Below are 16,269 nucleotides of genomic sequence, written 5' to 3' on the forward strand. Positions count from 1 at the left end.
GAGCGAATCCGTGACAACCATCGGCTGGCCGGGCGGCGACTTCCCGCTCGGTTCCGCGAACGTCGAGAACGTACTGCTCGACCTGCTCAAGCCGTCGGACTCGCCGCGCGGCGGCTCCTGCGACGAGGGCCATGTCCGCGCCCTCGCCGATTCCGGCCGGGAGTTCGAGGCCATCGTGGTGCACCGGCCGACCATGCGGGTCGTCGACGGCATGCACCGGCTCGGCGCCGCCCGGCTGCGCGGCCAGGACACCATCGCGGTGCGCTTCTTCGACGGCGCGGAGGCGGACGCGTATGTGCTGTCCGTGCAGTTGAACGTACGACACGGTCTGCCGCTGTCCCGGGCCGAACGCCGTGCGGCCGCCGAGCGCATCCTGCACACCCACCCCCACTGGTCCGACCGCGCCATCGCGGAACGCACCGGCCTCAGCGGCAAGACCGTGGGCAAGCTGCGGGAGAGTATGAGTGCGGAAATCCCGCAGTCGCACACCCGGGTGGGCAGGGACGGGACCGTACGACCGCTCAGCAGTCTCGACGGAAGGCTTCGCGCCGCCCGCCTGATCGAATCCGACCCCGCCGTGTCGCTGCGCGAACTGGCCCGCAGATCAGGGGTCTCCACGGCGACCGTGCGCGACGTGCGCGACCGGCTGCGGCGCGGCGACGACCCGGTTCCCGGCGGCCACCATCCGCCTGGAGCACCCGCCGCGGACGGTGGGGTGCGCCCGGACCCGGCGGCCGACGCGGTGCGCAAACTCGTCAAGGACCCGTCCCTGAAGGGCAGCGAGCCGGGCAGGCAGCTGCTGCGCGCGCTGCTCGCCACGGAGTTCACCCCCTGTCAGTGGCAGCGGATCGCCGCCGCGCTGCCCAAGCACTGCGCCCCTCTGGTGCGCACGGTCGCGGCTCAACGCGCCGCGGAGTGGAGCGCGTTGGCCGACGCGGCCTCGGCGCACGCGCAGCGCCCCGCCCGGCGCCGGGCGCCCGCCGGCGACCCGCCGTCCCCCCGCGCGAGCGCACGTGCGGGCCTGCCGACCGCCGGCGCCCTGCCCGCGTAGAACTCGTCCGCCCCGCCCGCGCGGAACCCGTCCGCACGACGTGAGCACGCCTCGCACCCGTCACGCGTGAGGTACCGGCCGACGCCCCGCCGGCCTCCCCGTCCGCCCGCGCCTTCTCCGTCTCCGGCCTTTCCGCCCGCCTTCGGCACCGAACGGCACCCGCGCCCACGGGTGCCCTTCGCCATGCCCGGAATTCGGCCGTGCACGGGAATGTCATGCGGAGTCGAATTTCCTTCCGTGCCCGGCCCCCTTTCATTAGGCTGATTCGAGTCCGCCCCCGAATGCATGCGCCTTCCTGCGCGCCGATGCGCGGACCTCACGCCATCCGATGCGTCCTGCCGCCGTTCCGCCGGCGGCGTATCAACCATGCACTGCGAAGGGATTACCGTGTCCGAAACCACAGCTCCCCAGGGATTCGCCGAAGCGGGCGACCTGCGCCGCAAGCACCGGGCGGTCGTGGAGCAGTACATGCACACCACGGGCGAAGCGCGCCTGCGGCGACACGAGCTGTTCACCGAGGACGGCAGCGGTGGCCTGTGGACCACCGACACCGGATCTCCGATCGTCATCAACGGACGGGACCGCCTCGCCGAGCACGCCGTCTGGTCGCTGAAGTGCTTCCCGGACTGGGAGTGGTACAACATCCGGGTCTTCGAGACGGACGACCCGAACCACTTCTGGGTCGAATGCGACGGGCATGGACAGATTCGCTTCCCGGGTTATCCCGATGGTTACTACGAGAACCACTTCCTGCACTCGTTCACGCTGGAGAACGGGAAGATCAAGCAGAACCGCGAGTTCATGAACCCCTTCGAGCAGCTGCGCGCGCTGGGCATTCCGGTGCCCGAGATCAAGCGCGAAGGCATACCCACCTGACGGTTCCTCCCCTTTCGGAGAACCGGTTCCTCCCCTTGGAGAACAGCATGGAGAACCTTCTGCACGTCACCGGCTCAAGCGCTGCGTTGCAGCAGCCCGACTGGGCCGACCCGCTTCAGCTCCAGCGGGTCAGATGGACCCTGGAGGCCAGGCCCCCGCTCGCCCGGGCCGAGGACATCCGCACGCTGCGTTCGCTGCTCGCCCTCGTCGCCACCGGCCGGGCCATGATGGTGCAGGCCGGGGACTGTGCCGAGGACGTCAACGAGCACACGCCCGGCTACGTGGCCCGCAAGGCCGCGCTCCTCGACATGCTCGCGGGCGTCCTGCGGATGGCGACGCACCAGCCCGTGATCCGCGTCGGCCGCATCGCGGGTCAGTTCGCCAAGCCGCGGTCCAAGCCCACCGAGCTGATCGACGGGGTCGAACTCCCCTCCTACCGGGGCGACATGGTGAACGGGCCCGAGCCGGACGCGGAGTCGAGGCGACCCGACCCGCTGCGCATCCTGGCCGGCTACATGGCGGCCAACGACATCGTGGAGAACCTGGGCTGGAAGGGCCGCGCGGCCGGCCAGGGCATCGAGGCGCCGGTGTGGACCAGCCACGAGGCCCTGCTGATGGACTACGAGGTGCCGATGCTGCGCCGCGACGAGCACGGGGCGAGCTACCTCGGTTCCACGCACCTGCCGTGGATCGGCGACCGGACCCGCCAGGTGGAGGGCGCCCACGTGGCCCTGCTCGCCCAGGTGCTCAACCCCGTGGCGAGCAAGGTCGGCCCCGACATGACGCGTGAGGAACTCCTCGCCCTGTGCGAGCGGCTCGACCCCTCCCGGGACCCCGGCCGCCTCACGCTGATCGCCCGGATGGGCGCGGACCTCGTCGGCGAGCGGCTGACCCCGCTGGTCGAGGCGGTCCGCTCGGCGGGCCACCCGGTGATCTGGCTGACCGATCCCATGCACGGCAACACCGTCTCGGCCCCCGGCGGTCACAAGACCCGCATGGTGGCGACGGTCGTGCGCGAGGTGCGGGGGTTCCAGCAGGCCGTGCGCGACGGCGGAGGAGTCGCGGGCGGGCTGCACCTGGAGACCACGCCGGACGACGTCACCGAGTGCGCCACCGACCAGGAAGCCCTGGCCCGCGTCGGCGACAAGTACACCAGCCGCTGCGACCCGCGGCTGAACCCGCGGCAGGCCGTCGAGGTGGTCTCGGCCTGGAACGGCTGACCCCGCCGCCATCGAGACCGGCCGCCCCCTTCCGGAGCGCAACAGGCTGCCCCCTTCCCGACACGGAAAGCTGAGGTCAGGGCCATGCCCGGCATACCGCCCATCGAATCCTACGCACTGCCGACCCCGGGCGAGCTGCCCGCCAACACCGTCCACTGGACCATCGATCCGGACCGCGCGGTCCTCCTGGTCCACGACATGCAGCGGTACTTCCTCAAGCCGTTCCCCGACCCCACGCGCTCCGAACTCGTGGCCAACGCCGCGCTGTTGAGACGGTGGAGCGCCGCGCACGGCGTCCCGGTCGCCTACACCACCCAGCCCGGCGGCATGGACGACGAACAGCGCGGTCTGCTCAAGGACTTCTGGGGACCGGGCATGCGCGCGGACCCCGCCGACCGCGAGGTCGTCGACGAACTGGCTCCCGGACCCGGGGACTGGCGGCTCACCAAGTGGCGCTACAGCGCCTTCTTCCGCTCCGACCTGCTCGACCGGATGCGCGCCTCGGGGCGCGACCAGCTGATCGTGTGCGGTGTCTACGCGCACGTCGGGGTGCTGATGTCGGCGGCCGAGGCGTTCACCCACGACATCCAGCCGTTCCTGGTGGCCGATGCCGTCGCCGACTTCTCCGCCGAGTACCACCACCTGGCGCTCCGCTACGCCGCCGAGCGCTGCGCGGCGGTCCTCACCGCGAAGGAGGTCGCGGCGTGAGCGAGGAGGACCTGCTCGGCCGGATCCTGAGCGCGGAGCCGGGCCCGTTCGCCGTGCTGCACCGCCCCGAGGCGACCGGACCGGGACACCTGGACGTCCTGATCGGCGAGGTGTCGCAGCCGGCGTCCCTGGCGGACATCCCGCTGCCCGAGCACGCGGATCCGGCGCCGCACGCCGGCGCCGGCCCGCGGCACGAGGTGCTCACCGTCATCCCGTACCGCCAGGTCACCGAGCGCGGATTCGTCGCCCCCGACGACGGCGCCCCGCTGATCGCGCTGACCGTCACCGCACAGCAGACGGTGCGCGTCGAGGACGCGGCCGCACGCATTCCGGACCTGCCGACCGAACTGCGCGACGCCCACTTCGACGTGGACGACGAGGAGTACGCCGACACCGTGCGCCAGGTCCTCGCCGAGGCCATCGGCGAGGGCGAGGGCGCCAACTTCGTCATCAAGCGGTCGTTCGTCGCGGACATCGGCGACTTCGGGCCGCACCGCGCCCTGGCGATCTTCCGGCGGCTGCTCGACCGGGAGAGCGGCGCCTACTGGACGTTCGTCGTCCACACCGGCGAGCGCACCTTCGTCGGCGCCTCGCCCGAGCGGCACGTCAGTCTGCGGGACGGTGTCGCCGTCATGAACCCGATCAGCGGCACCTACCGCTACCCGCCGTCGGGCCCCGAACTGCCCGGCCTCATGGCCTTCCTCGCCGACCGCAAGGAGACCGACGAGCTGTACATGGTCGTCGACGAGGAACTGAAGATGATGGCCCAGATCTGCCCCGAGGGCGGCCGGGTCGTCGGGCCGTACCTCAAGGAAATGGGCAGCGTCGCGCACACCGAGTACTTCATCGAGGGGCACACCGACCGGGATGTGCGCGACGTCCTGCGCGAGACGCTGTTCGCCCCGACCGTCACCGGCAGCCCGCTGGAGAGCGCCTGTCGGGTCATCGCCCGGTACGAGCCGCGGGGGCGCGGCTACTACAGCGGGGTCGCCGCCCTGATCAGCCGCGACGAGCGGGGCGCGCGCTCACTGGACTCGGCGATCCTGATCCGCACCGCGGACATCTCCGCCGAGGGCCGGCTGCGGATCGGGGTCGGTGCCACGCTGGTGCGCCACTCCGACCCGGCGGCGGAGGCCGCCGAGACCCGCGCCAAGGCGGCGGGTCTGATCGCCGCCCTCGAAACCCCCGTCGTGACCCGCTTCGCGGAGCACCCCACGGTCCGTGCCGCCCTGGGCGGCAGGAACGCCTCCATCGCCGGATTCTGGCTGAGCGACGTGGGCCGGCGGCTGCGGCCGGAACCGGACCTCGTGGGCCGCGAGGTCCTCGTGATCGACGCCGAGGACACCTTCACCGCCATGATCGCCGGGCAGCTCCGCTCGGTCGGCCTCGCGGTGACCGTGCGGCGCTTCGACGAGGCGTACTCCTTCGACGGGTACGATCTCGTGGTGATGGGGCCGGGGCCCGGTGACCCGAGCGCCTCGGGCCACCCGAAGATGGAACGGCTGCGCACCGCCGTCGACACCCTGCTGCACGACCGGCGCCCGTTCCTCGCCGTCTGCCTCAGCCACCAGGCGCTGAGCCTCCGGCTCGGCTTCCAGCTGCGCCGCAGGAACGTCCCCAACCAGGGCGTACAGAAGGAGATCGACCTGTTCGGGCGCCGTGAACGGGTGGGCTTCTACAACACGTTCGCGGCGGTGAGCGACACGGACCGCGTCGAGGTCGACGGAGTCGGCACGATCGACGTGAGCCGGGACGCGGCGACCGGAGAGGTCCACGCGCTGCGGGGGCCGCACTTCGCCTCCATGCAGTTCCACGCCGAGTCCGTGCTCACCCAGGACGGCCCGCGGATCGTGGCCCGCGCGGTGCGGGACGTCCTGGCGCTGCCCGATGCGCCCGGTTTGGTGGATCAGCGCGTCATCGCGTGAGCCCGGGGCCGCCGGGAGCGGCCGGGCCGCCCCGTGCGCGGCCCGGCCCCTCGAAAGCCATTCGCCCTCTGCCCAGTTGGAGACACCATCCATGCACCAGTACGCCGTCGTGGACGCCTTCGCCGAGGAACCCCTGCGCGGTAACCCGGTCGCCGTCTTCTTCGACGCCGACGACATCCCCGGCGAGCGCATGCAGCGCATCGCCCGCGAGATGAACCTGTCCGAGACCACCTTCGTGCTGCGGCCGCGGGGGGACGGGGACGCGCGGATCCGCATCTTCACCCCGGTCAACGAACTGCCCTTCGCGGGGCACCCGATGCTCGGCACGGCCATCGCGCTGGGTGCCGGGAGCGACCGCGACAAGCTGCTCCTGGAGACCCAGATGGGGGCCATACCCTTCGAACTGGACCGCCGGGCCGGTGAAGTGACGGGTGCGCGGATGCAACAGCCCATTCCCACCTGGGAGTTGTTCGACCGGGCCGACGAACTCCTGGCGGCCCTCGGCGTGCGTGAGTCGACCCTCCCGGTCGAGATCTACCGCAACGGTCCCCGGCACGTCTTCGTCGGGCTCGACAGCGTCGAGGCCCTGTCGCGGCTGCACCCCGACCACCGGGCACTGGCCGCGTTCCCCGACATGGCCGCCAACTGCTTCGCGGGCCAGGGCACCCACTGGCGCAGCCGGATGTTCTCGCCCGCGTACGGAGTGGTCGAGGACGCGGCCACCGGATCGGCCGCCGGGCCGCTCGCCCTGCACCTGGGCCGCCACGGGCTCATCGAGCACGGGCAGCCCATCGAGATCCTCCAGGGCGTCGAACTCGGCCGCCCCTCGCTGATGCTGGCGCGCGCCGAGGGCACCGGCGGCCGCTTCACCTCCGTCGAAGTCGGCGGCAGCGGCGCCGTGTTCGCCCACGGCACGGCCCTGGTCTGACCGGCGCGGCCGAGCCCTCTCGCCCCGGGGCGCAGGCCCGGGGCGCACGACAACGTACAAGCAATGAGGAGGCAGCAATGAGCTCAGGCAGGTCGGAAACGCTCACCGCGAGCATCGAGATCACCTTCCCCGAGTACGACGCACCGCCGCCGGGTCCGGCGGGGATCGTGCGCCGCTGGTGGGACGACGCCGCGCGCATCGGCGTGCGGGAGCCGAAGGCGCTGGCCCTCGCCACCGCCGACAAACAGGGCCGCCCGTCGACCCGCATCGTGGCGGTCAACGAGATCACGGACGACGGCATCGTCTTCGCCACGCATCTCGGCAGCCAGAAGGGCCGCGAGATCACCGAGAACCCCTGGGCGTCGGGCGTCCTGTACTGGCGCGAGACCAGTCAGCAGATCAGCGTGAGCGGACGGGTGGAGCTGCTCGGCCCCGACGTGGCCGACGCCAAGTGGCTGGAGCGCCCGCTGTTCACCCACCCCGCCTCGGTGACCTCCCGGCAGAGCGAGGAACTGCTGGACATGGCCGCCTTCCGGACGGAGATCGACCGGCTCGCCGGCCTGGGTCCGCTGCCGCGTCCGGACAGCTACGTCGCCTACCTGCTCCGGTTCGACAGCGTGGAGTTCTGGGCGAACGGCGAGAACCGGGTGCACCAGCGCCTGCGCTACGACCGGGACGGCGACGGATGGCTGACCCGACGCCTCCAGCCGTAGGCCGCCCCCCTCGTGTGCCGCCTCGCGCGGCGTGCCGTGTCCGCTGCTCAGCGGGCGCGGCACTTTGCGTTGCGGAACGCCGACGGGCCCGCCGCCTGCCCCGCCGACGACTTGACATAGTGCCGTGCGGGCCGTCGCCAGCCGTCGGCCACCCGCGCAGAATTCAACCTGTGAGCGAAAAGCCTGAGGAAACCGCGGAAGCAACTGCGGGGGAATCCAAGGAGATTGCGGCCGCCTATATCGCGGCCTGGCGCGGCAAGGAATTCGACACCCTGAGGTCGCTGCTTGCGGACGCATTCGAATATGTCGGACCGCTGGCCCGCCTCGACAATCCGGACGCGTGCCGGGAATCCCTGGAGCGAATGGCGCCGGTGACGACGGACCTTGCGGTGGAGCGGGTCTTCGTCTCGGGTGCGGACGTCGTGACCTGGTTCACCCTGCACACCACGATCGCGCCGCCCACTCCGGTGGCGAACTGGATTCATGTCGAGGACGGAAAGATCAACAGGATTCGGGCGGTGTACGACCCGCGCGCCCTGGTCTCCGGCTGACCCACCCCGAACGGCGACAAGCAGCAGACGACGGACAGCAGAGAGGAACCGATCCCGATGACCGATCGCGAGAAGGCCAAGGAGCCGGAGGACCTGGCGCGGCTGTGGGTGGAACTGGCCAACCTGGGTGACGCGGAGGGCATGGCGGCCCTCTACGAGCCGGACGCGGTCATGGCGTTCCCCATCGGCCACGACCACGTCGGCCGCGCCGCGATCCAGAAGGCGTTCGAGGGGATGCTGGCGAAGTTCTCCTACTTCCCGATGGAGGAGTCGCTGCCCACGCTCCGTCTCGGCGACATCGCCCTGACGTCGAGCGTCCCCCAGGACAACAGCCGGGGCCGCTACCAGGTGGCCCGGCGTCAGCCCGACGGCAGCTGGCTGCGCGTCCTGCACTCCTCCGGCTATTTCGGCGAGCCCACCTGATCCGGCCGGCCGGCCCCCGATCCCCACCAGCGCCGGCTGGCACCCCGACCCCCTTGGAAGGAACCCGTGCGATGAGTGCCCACGCTGTGCCTGCCGATGCCTACACGACAGGACTGCTCAGCAAGGACCTGCCCACCGAATTGGAACGCCTCCAGCTGCTGGAGAAGACCTACGACCCCGGCACGGTGCGGGTCCTCGACCGGCTGCCGATGCGGCGGGACTGGCGGTGCCTGGAACTGGGCGCCGGAGCGGGTTCCATCGCCTACCTCCTCGCCGGCCGGGTGCCCGACGGCTCGGTGCTCGCCGTGGACATCGACCCCCGGTTCATCGATGGCGACCGCGCGCCCCACCTGACGGTGCGCGCCTCGGACATCACGGTCGAGGACTTTCCGGACGGCTCCTTCGACCTGATCCACGCCCGCGCGCTGTTCATGCACCTGCCGCGGCGCGAGGAGATCGTCGAGCGCGCGATGAAGTGGCTCGCTCCGGGCGGCTGGCTGGTCATCGAGGACGTCCACTTCCTGCCGGCGGAACACTCCCCGTACCCGGTGTGGCAGCAGGTGCACGGCGCCTATCTGGCGGCGCTGCGGGACCAGGGCATAGACCTGGCCTGGGCACGGCGCATCCCGGCGACCCTGGAGGCGGCCGGCTGCGACTCGGTGGGCCTGACCGCCACCCCCGGCGGCATCGGCGTCGACGAGGTGCAGGACCAGCTCCTGAGCATCCGGCTGGTGCAGAGCGGCCCGCGGCTGGTCGAGGCGGGGCGGGTGACCGCCGAACAGGTCGAGGCGGCCCAACTCCTCGTGGAGAGCGGTCCGGCTCCCGACCTCTCGACCTTCGTCTATTCCGCGTGGGGCCGAAAGCCCGCTTGATCCGCCGGTCCCGTTCGGGCCGAGCCTTTCGCACGTACTCCGCGGCCCGCCGGCGATTCGGCGCGGCTGACGCCGATCAATTTCCCCCCATCCAGCCCTTCGACGGCGGTGTTCCTTTCATGACCTCGACACAATCACCCTCACACACCAGTACGGCGGTCTCCGCGTCCCCCGCGGCGAAGAAGGTATCGGCAACGGCCATTGCCTGGCTTTCGTTCACGACCATGTTCGTGATCGGGACCGACACCTTCCTCGTTGCCCCGATGCTGCCCACCCTTTCCCGCAGTTTCGATGTCTCCACGAGCATGTCGGGGTGGATGGTCAGCGCGTACGCTCTCGGCTTCGCCCTGTTCGCGCTGGTGGCCGGTCCTCTCTCGGACGGCAGGAACCGGCGTAGCGTCCTCCTCCTCGGCTTTGCCGGATTCACGATCGCGACCGCTCTGTGCGGAGTGGCGCCCGGCTTCTGGGGCATGATCGTCTTCCGGGTGCTCGCCGGCATGTCGGCCGCCCTGGTCACCCCGCAGCTGTGGGCGTCCATCCCGGTCCTGGTGCCGGGCGACGCCATCGTGAAGACCATGGGCCTGGCGGGCGCCGGCATGTCCATCTCGCAGGTGGTCGGCGTTCCGATCGGCGGCTGGCTGGCGGCCAGCTCCTGGCACGTGCCGTTCTTCGCGGTCGCCGGGCTCTCCGCCGTCGTGTGGTTCCTGCTGTTCCGGGTCTTCCCCTCGGTGCCCGCCTCCCCGTCGGCCAGTGGCGGCTTCTTCTCGGTGTACGCGGGACTGTTCCGCTCCCGCACGTTCACCTGGTACCTGGTGGGCTATCTCGCCTACCAGACCGGTGTGTTCGAGACCATCTCGTTCATCGGGTCCTGGCTCTCCAAGGACTTCGGTCTCGGCGTCAGCGCGATCGGCGCCGCGATGATGGCGCTGGGCGTGGGCATGGCGACCACCTCGATCTTCGGCAGCCACGTCATCAAGCGGCTGGGTGAACAGCGCACGCTCGCCTGGGCGTTCGTGGCGCTGATCGTCATCTACGGCGCGGTGCCCTTCGCCCCGAACCTGGCCACCGCGATCACCCTCCTGGCCCTCGGCTCGGCGGTGCTCGGCCTCAACTACCCCATCTTCATGGCGATGCTGCTCTCCCAGACCACCGCCGCACGCGGCACGGTCTCCTCGCTCGCCACGACGGCGCTGTACGTCGGCACCACGATCGGCGGCTTCGCGGGCGGCATCCTGCTCTCCAAGTTCGACGGCTTCTACGGGGTCTCCGGATTCACCGTGGCGGCCCTCGTGATCGCCGCGCTCGTCTTCACGGCGTCCGGAACCTTCCGGACGAAGAAGGCGGAGCCCGCGGCCGCCTGACCCGGGGCCCCGGCCCGGCCGCGCGACCACCCCCGCTCGCGACGGCCGGACGTCACCAGGGTTCCCGCAGGCCACTGCCCGTGGCCGTGGACGCTCACTCCGACCGGAGGACGCGCACACGGTCACGGGTTTGTGGGATGTCGGGCAGGCATGCGGGGGCGTCGGGAGTGCGCGCCGGTGGGGCGGCGCACCACCGGCCAGGAAACGTTCATCATCCGTTGCACCAGGGGGAGTTCGTGAGTAGTGCCGCACTGCGCGGAGCAAGCGGATACCTGCCGGCCGTCGACACGCTGCCGTCCTTGTGCGCTCCGCTGGTCGCCTCGCTGACGCGCAGCGACCAGCGCGAGCGGTTCACCCAGTACGTCGAGGGCCTGCTGGCCACTCCGGGCCGCCGGTCCTTCCGGAACATGGCGGCCCGGCTCGGCGGCGGCCCCACGCTGGAACAGCGCCTGCACCATTTCGTCAGCTGCTCCACCTGGGACTGGCTGCCGGTCCGGCGCGCCCTGGCCGCCCACGTGACCGCCTCGGTGCCGCCGGACGCGTGGGTGCTCCGACCGGTGATCGCGCCGAAGGAGGGCGACAACATCGTGGGCGTCCACCGCCGCCATGTGCCCGGCCTCGGTCACCACGTGAACGTGCAGTACGGCATCGGCCTGTGGGCGGTGTCCGGTACGCGGTGCCATCCCGTCAACTGGCGTCTGCTGCTTCCCCGTTCCTGGACCGACGACCCGGTCCGCCGGGCTCGCACGTCCATCCCCGAGAGCAGCGGGCCCGAGACCCCGACGGAGTGCGCGATCGGGGCCTGCCTGGATCTGGTGGGCGGGCACCGCAGTCAACTGCCGGACAAACCAGTGGTGTTGGCCCTGCACGGCATCGATGTGGCCGCGGCGGTACGGATGCTGCGCGCCGCCCGGCTGCGGTTCCTCGTACAGGTCGACCGCACCGACCCGCTCGCTCCCGGCGTTCTGGAGCTCAAGCACCGCGGCGAGGGCGCCGACCCGTCGGCCGCCGGGACCACCGTCGTCCGGGTGCGCCCGCCGCGGGGCGCGGGGCCCTCGTCCGACGAGGTCTGGCTCACCGACCTGGCGGACATCGACCCCGCGGCCCTGGCGGCCCTCACGGCGTCCGCACGCGCGGTGGACGAGTCCTTCGCGCGCGTCACCGACCCGCTCGGCGCACGGGACTTCACGGGGCGGACCTTCGACGGCTGGAACCGTCACATGACGCTCGTCTCCGTGGCCCATGCCGCCTGGGAGGCGACAGCCGGTCCTCCTCGCCCCTGAACTTGCCCCGATCCCGCCGAGGTCCTCGCTCAGGTCCGCGCTCAGGTCCGCGCCGATGAAGTCGCCCGACCTCGCTCATGACCTCGCTTATGACAGAGTCCGCGCACTTTCCTGGTGTTGCCGATCGGGTGTGGTTAGCGTCGGGTACGTCGAGTGCGGGCGGCCGGCGGAACCCCGTCCGTGCCCCGCACCCGGGCCCGCGTGTCCCTTCCCGCGCACCTTCGAACGGCCGCCCAGTGTGCGGACGCCGTACGACTCCCCTTTGTCATCGCCAGCCCCAGGAGTGTCATGTCCCGTCGTCTCTTCACCTCGGAGTCCGTGACCGAGGGTCACCCCGACAAGATCGCTGACCAGATCAGTGACACGATCCTCGACGCGCTGCTGCGCGAGGACCCGGCCTCCCGCGTCGCCGTGGAGACCCTCATCACCACGGGCCAGGTGCACGTGGCCGGAGAGGTCACCACCAAGGCGTACGCGCCGATCGCGCAGCTCGTGCGCGACAAGATCCTGGACATCGGCTACGACTCGTCGAAGAAGGGCTTCGACGGCGCCTCCTGCGGCGTCTCGGTGTCCATCGGTGCCCAGTCCCCGGACATCGCCCAGGGTGTCGACACCGCGTACGAGAAGCGGGTCGAGGGGGCCGCCGCGGACGAGGAGGGCGACGAGCTGGACAGGCAGGGCGCGGGCGACCAGGGCCTGATGTTCGGCTATGCCTGCGACGAGACGCCCGAGCTGATGCCGCTGCCGATCCACATCGCGCACCGCCTCTCGCGCCGCCTGACCGAGGTCCGCAAGGACGGGACGGTCCCGTACCTGCGCCCGGACGGCAAGACCCAGGTCACCGTCGAGTACGACGGTGACACCCCGGTCCGGCTGGACACGGTGGTGGTCTCCTCGCAGCACGCGAGCGGCATCGACCTGGAGTCGCTGCTGGCCCCCGACATCCGCCGGTACGTGATCGAGCACGTACTGGCCGCGCTGGAGCAGGACGGCATCAAGCTGGACACCGACGGCTACCGCCTGCTGGTGAACCCGACCGGCCGTTTCGAGATCGGCGGTCCGATGGGCGACGCGGGTCTCACCGGCCGCAAGATCATCATCGACACCTACGGCGGCATGGCCCGTCACGGCGGTGGCGCGTTCTCGGGCAAGGACCCGTCGAAGGTGGACCGTTCGGCGGCGTACGCGATGCGCTGGGTCGCCAAGAACGTGGTGGCCGCCGGTCTCGCGGCGCGCTGCGAGGTCCAGGTCGCGTACGCGATCGGCAAGGCCGAGCCGGTGGGTCTGTTCGTCGAGACGTTCGGCACCAACACGGTCGACAACGAGAAGATCGAGACCGCGATCACGCAGGTCTTCGACCTGCGCCCGGCCGCGATCATCCGCGACCTCGACCTGCTCCGCCCGATCTACGCCCAGACCGCGGCGTACGGCCACTTCGGCCGCGAGCTCCCCGACTTCACCTGGGAGCGCACGGACCGCGCCGCCGCGCTGCGCACCATCGCGGAGGCCTGACGTGCGGATCGCCGTCACCGGATCGGTCGCCACCGACCACCTCATGACGTTTCCCGGCCGCATCAGCGAGCAGCTGCTGGCCGACAAACTGGACCGGATCTCCCTGTCGTTCCTCGTCGACACCCTGGACATCAGGGACGGGGGCGTCGCCGCCAACATCGCCTACGGCCTGGCCCGTCTCGGCCACCGTCCGCTGCTCGTCGCGGCGGTCGGCGCGGACTTCCACGAGTACGGGCGCCGGCTCGCCGGGCTCGGCGTGGACACCTCCGCGGTCCGGGTCTCCGGCACGCGGCACACGGCCCGCTTCCTGTGCACCACCGACCCCGACGGCAACCAGCTCGCGTCCTTCTACGCGGGCGCGATGGCCGAGGCGCCCGACATCGACATCGCCGGGGTCCTGGATGCCCGCGGTGGCGCCGACCTCGTTTTGATCGGCGCGGACGCTCCCGCGGCGATGCTCCGGCACACCCGCGCCTGCCGCTCCCTCGGCATCCCGTACGCCGCCGATCCGGCCCAGCAGCTGGCCCGCCTCGAAGGCGCCGAGATCCGCGAACTGGCCGACGGCGCGACGCTGTTGTTCACCAATGAGTACGAGCACGAGCTGCTGCTGCGCAAGACCGGCTGGAAGCACGCCGAGGTGCTGGGGCGCGTCGGTACCTGGATCACCACGCTGGCCGAGAAGGGCAGCCGCATCGAGCGTGCCGGCGAACCGGCGGTGGACGTGCCGGCCGTTCCCACGGAGACCATCGCGGACCCCACCGGTGTCGGCGACGCCTTCCGCGCGGGCTATCTGGCCTCCCTCGCGGCGGGCCACGATGCCGTGCACTGCGCGCAGACGGGATCGGTGATGGCCTCGCTGGCCCTCTCGGCCGTGGGCACGCAGACCTACACGCCCGAGCCCGAGCACGTACGGGCACTGCGCCGTGCCGTGTACGCGACGGGCCTGGACCCGGCGGGCCGGCCCGCGGAAGGGACGCCCCTCCGATGAGCGTGCTCACGCTGCCCGCCGCCCGCCCCGGACCGGCCGAACTGATCGCGGCGGGACGTCGCTCGTACTCCTTCGAGTTCTTCCCGCCCCGGACCGGCCAGGGCGAGGGCGCGCTGTGGCAGGCCCTGCGCAGGATCGAGGCGGTCGACCCGGCCTTCGTCTCCGTGACCTACGGCGCGGGCGGCTCCTCGCGGGAACGGACCACCGACCTCACCCAGCGCATCGCGGAGCAGACCACGCTGCGCCCCGTCGCCCACCTCACCGCGGTCGGCCACTCGGTGGCCGAACTGCGGCAGATCATCGGGCGTTACGCCGACGCCGGCATCCGGGACGTACTGGTGCTGCGCGGCGACCCGCCGGGAGACCCCCGGGGTCCGTGGACACCGCATCCCGACGGCCTGAACCACGCTGTGGACCTGGTCCGCCTCGTGCGCGAGCTGGGCGACTTCAGCATCGGGGTCGCCGCGTTCCCCGAGCGGCACCCCCGCTCGCCCGACTGGGACAGCGACATCCGCCACTTCGTCGCCAAGTGCCGGGCGGGCGCGGACTACGCCATCACCCAGATGTTCTTCCACGCCGAGGACTACCTCCGGCTGCGCGACAGGCTGGCCGCCGCGGGCTGCGACACCCCGGTCGTCCCGGAGATCATGCCCGCCACCCGGTACGACCAGATCAGCCGCTTCGCCGAACTGAGCGACGCCACCTTCCCGACGGGCCTCGCCGGCCGGCTGCACGCCGCGCGGCACTCGCCCGAGGAGTCCCACCGCATCGGCGTCGACCACGCGGTCGAACTCGCCCAGCGTCTCGTCGACGAGGGCGCGCCCGGGCTGCACTACATCACCCTGAACCACTCCAGCGCCGCCCTCGACATCCACCGCCGACTGCGCCTGCCCGCCCACCCCGCCGACCGGTGAAACGGGGGCCGTGGCGGACACCCGCGCGGCTCCCGCCATGGAGACGACTGACCTATGACCACCACGTCCCTTTCCCACGCTTGTATCGACCACCTGCCTCCGCTCCTCCCGCTGGGATTCGAGTGGACCGAGCTGGACCAGCGGGCGGTTGACACCGGCCGTGTATTGGCCGCGGATGCCGTGCAGAAGGTCGGCAACGGCCATCCCGGTACGGCGATGAGCCTGTCTCCGGCCGCGTACACCCTCTTCCAGAAGGTGATGCGGCACGACCCGGCGGACGCCGGCTGGGTCGGACGCGATCGTTTCGTCCTGTCCGCGGGCCACTCGTCACTGACCCTCTACATCCAGCTGTACCTGGCCGGGTTCGGCCTGGAGCTGGATGACCTCAAGGCGTTCCGTACCTGGGGCTCCAAGACCCCCGGCCACCCGGAGTACGGCCACACCACGGGTGTGGAGACGACGACCGGCCCGCTGGGCCAGGGCGTGGCCAACGCGGTGGGCATGGCGATGGCCGCCCGTTACGAGCGCGGCCTGTTCGACCCGGAGGCGGCTCCCGGCACCTCCCCGTTCGACCACTTCGTGTTCGCGATCGCCGGGGACGGCTGCCTCCAGGAGGGCATCTCCGCGGAGGCGTCCTCGCTGGCCGGTCACCAGAGGCTCGGCAACCTGGTCCTGTTGTGGGACGACAACCACATCTCGATCGAGGGCGACACCGAGACCGCGGTCTCCGAGGACACCCTCAAGCGGTACGAGGCCTACGGCTGGCACGTCCAGCGCGTGGCCCCCAAGGCGGACGGCGACCTCGACCCGGCCGGCCTGTACCAGGCCGTCCAGGCCGCGAAGGCGGTGACCGACAAGCCCTCCTTCATCGCGATGCGCTCGATCATCGCCTGGCCCGCCCCCAACGCGCAGAACACCGAGGCCGCGCACGGCTCGGCGCTCGG

The 16,269-nt window shown here is 71.4% G+C and carries 16 protein-coding genes and 1 pseudogene; 16 read left to right on the forward strand and 1 reads right to left on the reverse strand.

The window, feature by feature from the left end; all coding sequences use genetic code 11:
* The first annotated feature begins 10 nt into the window (after positions 1 to 10).
* From ACFYNP_RS28375 to ACFYNP_RS28420, 10 genes are all read left to right on the forward strand, one after another.
* On the forward strand, positions 11 to 1,051 hold the full coding sequence (locus ACFYNP_RS28375) for a hypothetical protein (protein ID WP_388789285.1): 1,041 nt from the start codon (positions 11 to 13) through the stop codon (positions 1,049 to 1,051).
* A gap of 387 nt (positions 1,052 to 1,438) precedes the next feature.
* Complete coding sequence (locus tag ACFYNP_RS28380; protein ID WP_388789288.1) at positions 1,439 to 1,927, forward strand: PhzA/PhzB family protein; 489 nt, start codon at positions 1,439 to 1,441, stop codon at positions 1,925 to 1,927.
* A gap of 47 nt (positions 1,928 to 1,974) precedes the next feature.
* Positions 1,975 to 3,147, forward strand: a complete 1,173-nt coding sequence (locus ACFYNP_RS28385; protein ID WP_388416561.1) for a 3-deoxy-7-phosphoheptulonate synthase — start codon at positions 1,975 to 1,977, stop codon at positions 3,145 to 3,147.
* An 84-nt stretch (positions 3,148 to 3,231) separates the two neighbouring features.
* Complete coding sequence (locus tag ACFYNP_RS28390; protein WP_388416558.1) at positions 3,232 to 3,855, forward strand: isochorismatase family protein; 624 nt, start codon at positions 3,232 to 3,234, stop codon at positions 3,853 to 3,855.
* Positions 3,852 to 5,780, forward strand: a complete 1,929-nt coding sequence (locus tag ACFYNP_RS28395) for an anthranilate synthase family protein (RefSeq protein WP_388789290.1) — start codon at positions 3,852 to 3,854, stop codon at positions 5,778 to 5,780. Before ACFYNP_RS28390 ends, ACFYNP_RS28395 begins: the two co-directional genes overlap by 4 nt.
* Positions 5,781 to 5,871: 91 nt before the next feature.
* Positions 5,872 to 6,708, forward strand: a complete 837-nt coding sequence (locus tag ACFYNP_RS28400; protein ID WP_388789293.1) for a PhzF family phenazine biosynthesis protein — start codon at positions 5,872 to 5,874, stop codon at positions 6,706 to 6,708.
* 77 nt (positions 6,709 to 6,785) lie between these two features.
* Positions 6,786 to 7,421 carry a phenazine biosynthesis FMN-dependent oxidase PhzG gene (gene phzG, locus ACFYNP_RS28405; protein ID WP_388416549.1) on the forward strand — a complete coding sequence of 212 codons (636 nt, stop codon included), beginning with the start codon at positions 6,786 to 6,788 and terminating at the stop codon, positions 7,419 to 7,421.
* A 170-nt stretch (positions 7,422 to 7,591) separates the two neighbouring features.
* Complete coding sequence (locus tag ACFYNP_RS28410) at positions 7,592 to 7,972, forward strand: nuclear transport factor 2 family protein (RefSeq protein WP_388416547.1); 381 nt, start codon at positions 7,592 to 7,594, stop codon at positions 7,970 to 7,972.
* Positions 7,973 to 8,029: 57 nt separating this feature from the next.
* Positions 8,030 to 8,395: a YybH family protein gene (locus tag ACFYNP_RS28415; protein ID WP_388416544.1), complete on the forward strand. Its 366-nt coding sequence runs from the start codon at positions 8,030 to 8,032 to the stop codon at positions 8,393 to 8,395.
* Positions 8,396 to 8,466: 71 nt separating this feature from the next.
* On the forward strand, positions 8,467 to 9,267 hold the full coding sequence (locus ACFYNP_RS28420; protein WP_388416541.1) for a class I SAM-dependent methyltransferase: 801 nt from the start codon (positions 8,467 to 8,469) through the stop codon (positions 9,265 to 9,267).
* Positions 9,268 to 9,343: 76 nt separating this feature from the next.
* Here the strand turns inward: ACFYNP_RS28420 and ACFYNP_RS28425 are convergent, their stop codons facing one another.
* Positions 9,344 to 9,487: a hypothetical protein gene (locus ACFYNP_RS28425; protein WP_388789296.1), complete on the reverse strand. Its 144-nt coding sequence runs from the start codon at positions 9,485 to 9,487 to the stop codon at positions 9,344 to 9,346.
* Positions 9,488 to 9,491: 4 nt separating this feature from the next.
* Here ACFYNP_RS28425 and ACFYNP_RS28430 point away from each other — a divergent pair, with 4 nt between their 5' ends.
* From ACFYNP_RS28430 to ACFYNP_RS28455, 6 genes and pseudogenes are all read left to right on the forward strand, one after another.
* The gene (locus ACFYNP_RS28430) at positions 9,492 to 10,628 is read left to right on the forward strand and encodes an MFS transporter (protein WP_388416534.1); all 1,137 of its coding nucleotides are present in this window, start codon (positions 9,492 to 9,494) and stop codon (positions 10,626 to 10,628) included.
* A gap of 236 nt (positions 10,629 to 10,864) precedes the next feature.
* On the forward strand, positions 10,865 to 11,911 hold the full coding sequence (locus ACFYNP_RS28435) for an IS701 family transposase (RefSeq protein WP_388416531.1): 1,047 nt from the start codon (positions 10,865 to 10,867) through the stop codon (positions 11,909 to 11,911).
* Between the two features lie 288 nt (positions 11,912 to 12,199).
* On the forward strand, positions 12,200 to 13,423 hold the full coding sequence (gene metK, locus ACFYNP_RS28440) for a methionine adenosyltransferase (protein ID WP_388789299.1): 1,224 nt from the start codon (positions 12,200 to 12,202) through the stop codon (positions 13,421 to 13,423).
* Between the two features lies 1 nt (position 13,424).
* On the forward strand, positions 13,425 to 14,411 hold the full coding sequence (locus tag ACFYNP_RS28445; RefSeq protein ID WP_388416525.1) for a carbohydrate kinase family protein: 987 nt from the start codon (positions 13,425 to 13,427) through the stop codon (positions 14,409 to 14,411).
* Entirely contained in the window at positions 14,408 to 15,325 is a 918-nt protein-coding gene (gene metF, locus ACFYNP_RS28450) for a methylenetetrahydrofolate reductase [NAD(P)H] (RefSeq protein WP_388789302.1), read from the forward strand. Before ACFYNP_RS28445 ends, metF begins: the two co-directional genes overlap by 4 nt.
* Before the next feature lie 54 nt (positions 15,326 to 15,379).
* Positions 15,380 to 16,269 (forward strand): annotated as a pseudogene (locus tag ACFYNP_RS28455) (transketolase); the annotation flags it as partial.

It is taken from the genome of Streptomyces sp. NPDC006691 (genome assembly GCF_042869955.1).
Classification (GTDB): Bacteria; Actinomycetota; Actinomycetes; order Streptomycetales; family Streptomycetaceae; genus Streptomyces.

Bases quoted from the DNA above. Each gene is read 5' to 3' on its own strand.
- ACFYNP_RS28400 (WP_388789293.1), top strand. From the start codon at position 5,872: ATGCACCAGTACGCCGTCGTGGACGCCTTCGCCGAGGAACCCCTGCGC.
- ACFYNP_RS28430 (WP_388416534.1), top strand. From the start codon at position 9,492: ATGTTCGTGATCGGGACCGACACCTTCCTCGTTGCCCCGATGCTGCCC.
- ACFYNP_RS28385 (WP_388416561.1), top strand. From the start codon at position 1,975: ATGGAGAACCTTCTGCACGTCACCGGCTCAAGCGCTGCGTTGCAGCAG.
- ACFYNP_RS28390 (WP_388416558.1), top strand. From the start codon at position 3,232: ATGCCCGGCATACCGCCCATCGAATCCTACGCACTGCCGACCCCGGGC.
- metK (WP_388789299.1), top strand. From the start codon at position 12,200: ATGTCCCGTCGTCTCTTCACCTCGGAGTCCGTGACCGAGGGTCACCCC.
- ACFYNP_RS28415 (WP_388416544.1), top strand. From the start codon at position 8,030: ATGACCGATCGCGAGAAGGCCAAGGAGCCGGAGGACCTGGCGCGGCTG.
- ACFYNP_RS28420 (WP_388416541.1), top strand. From the start codon at position 8,467: ATGAGTGCCCACGCTGTGCCTGCCGATGCCTACACGACAGGACTGCTC.
- phzG (WP_388416549.1), top strand. From the start codon at position 6,786: ATGAGCTCAGGCAGGTCGGAAACGCTCACCGCGAGCATCGAGATCACC.
- metF (WP_388789302.1), top strand. From the start codon at position 14,408: ATGAGCGTGCTCACGCTGCCCGCCGCCCGCCCCGGACCGGCCGAACTG.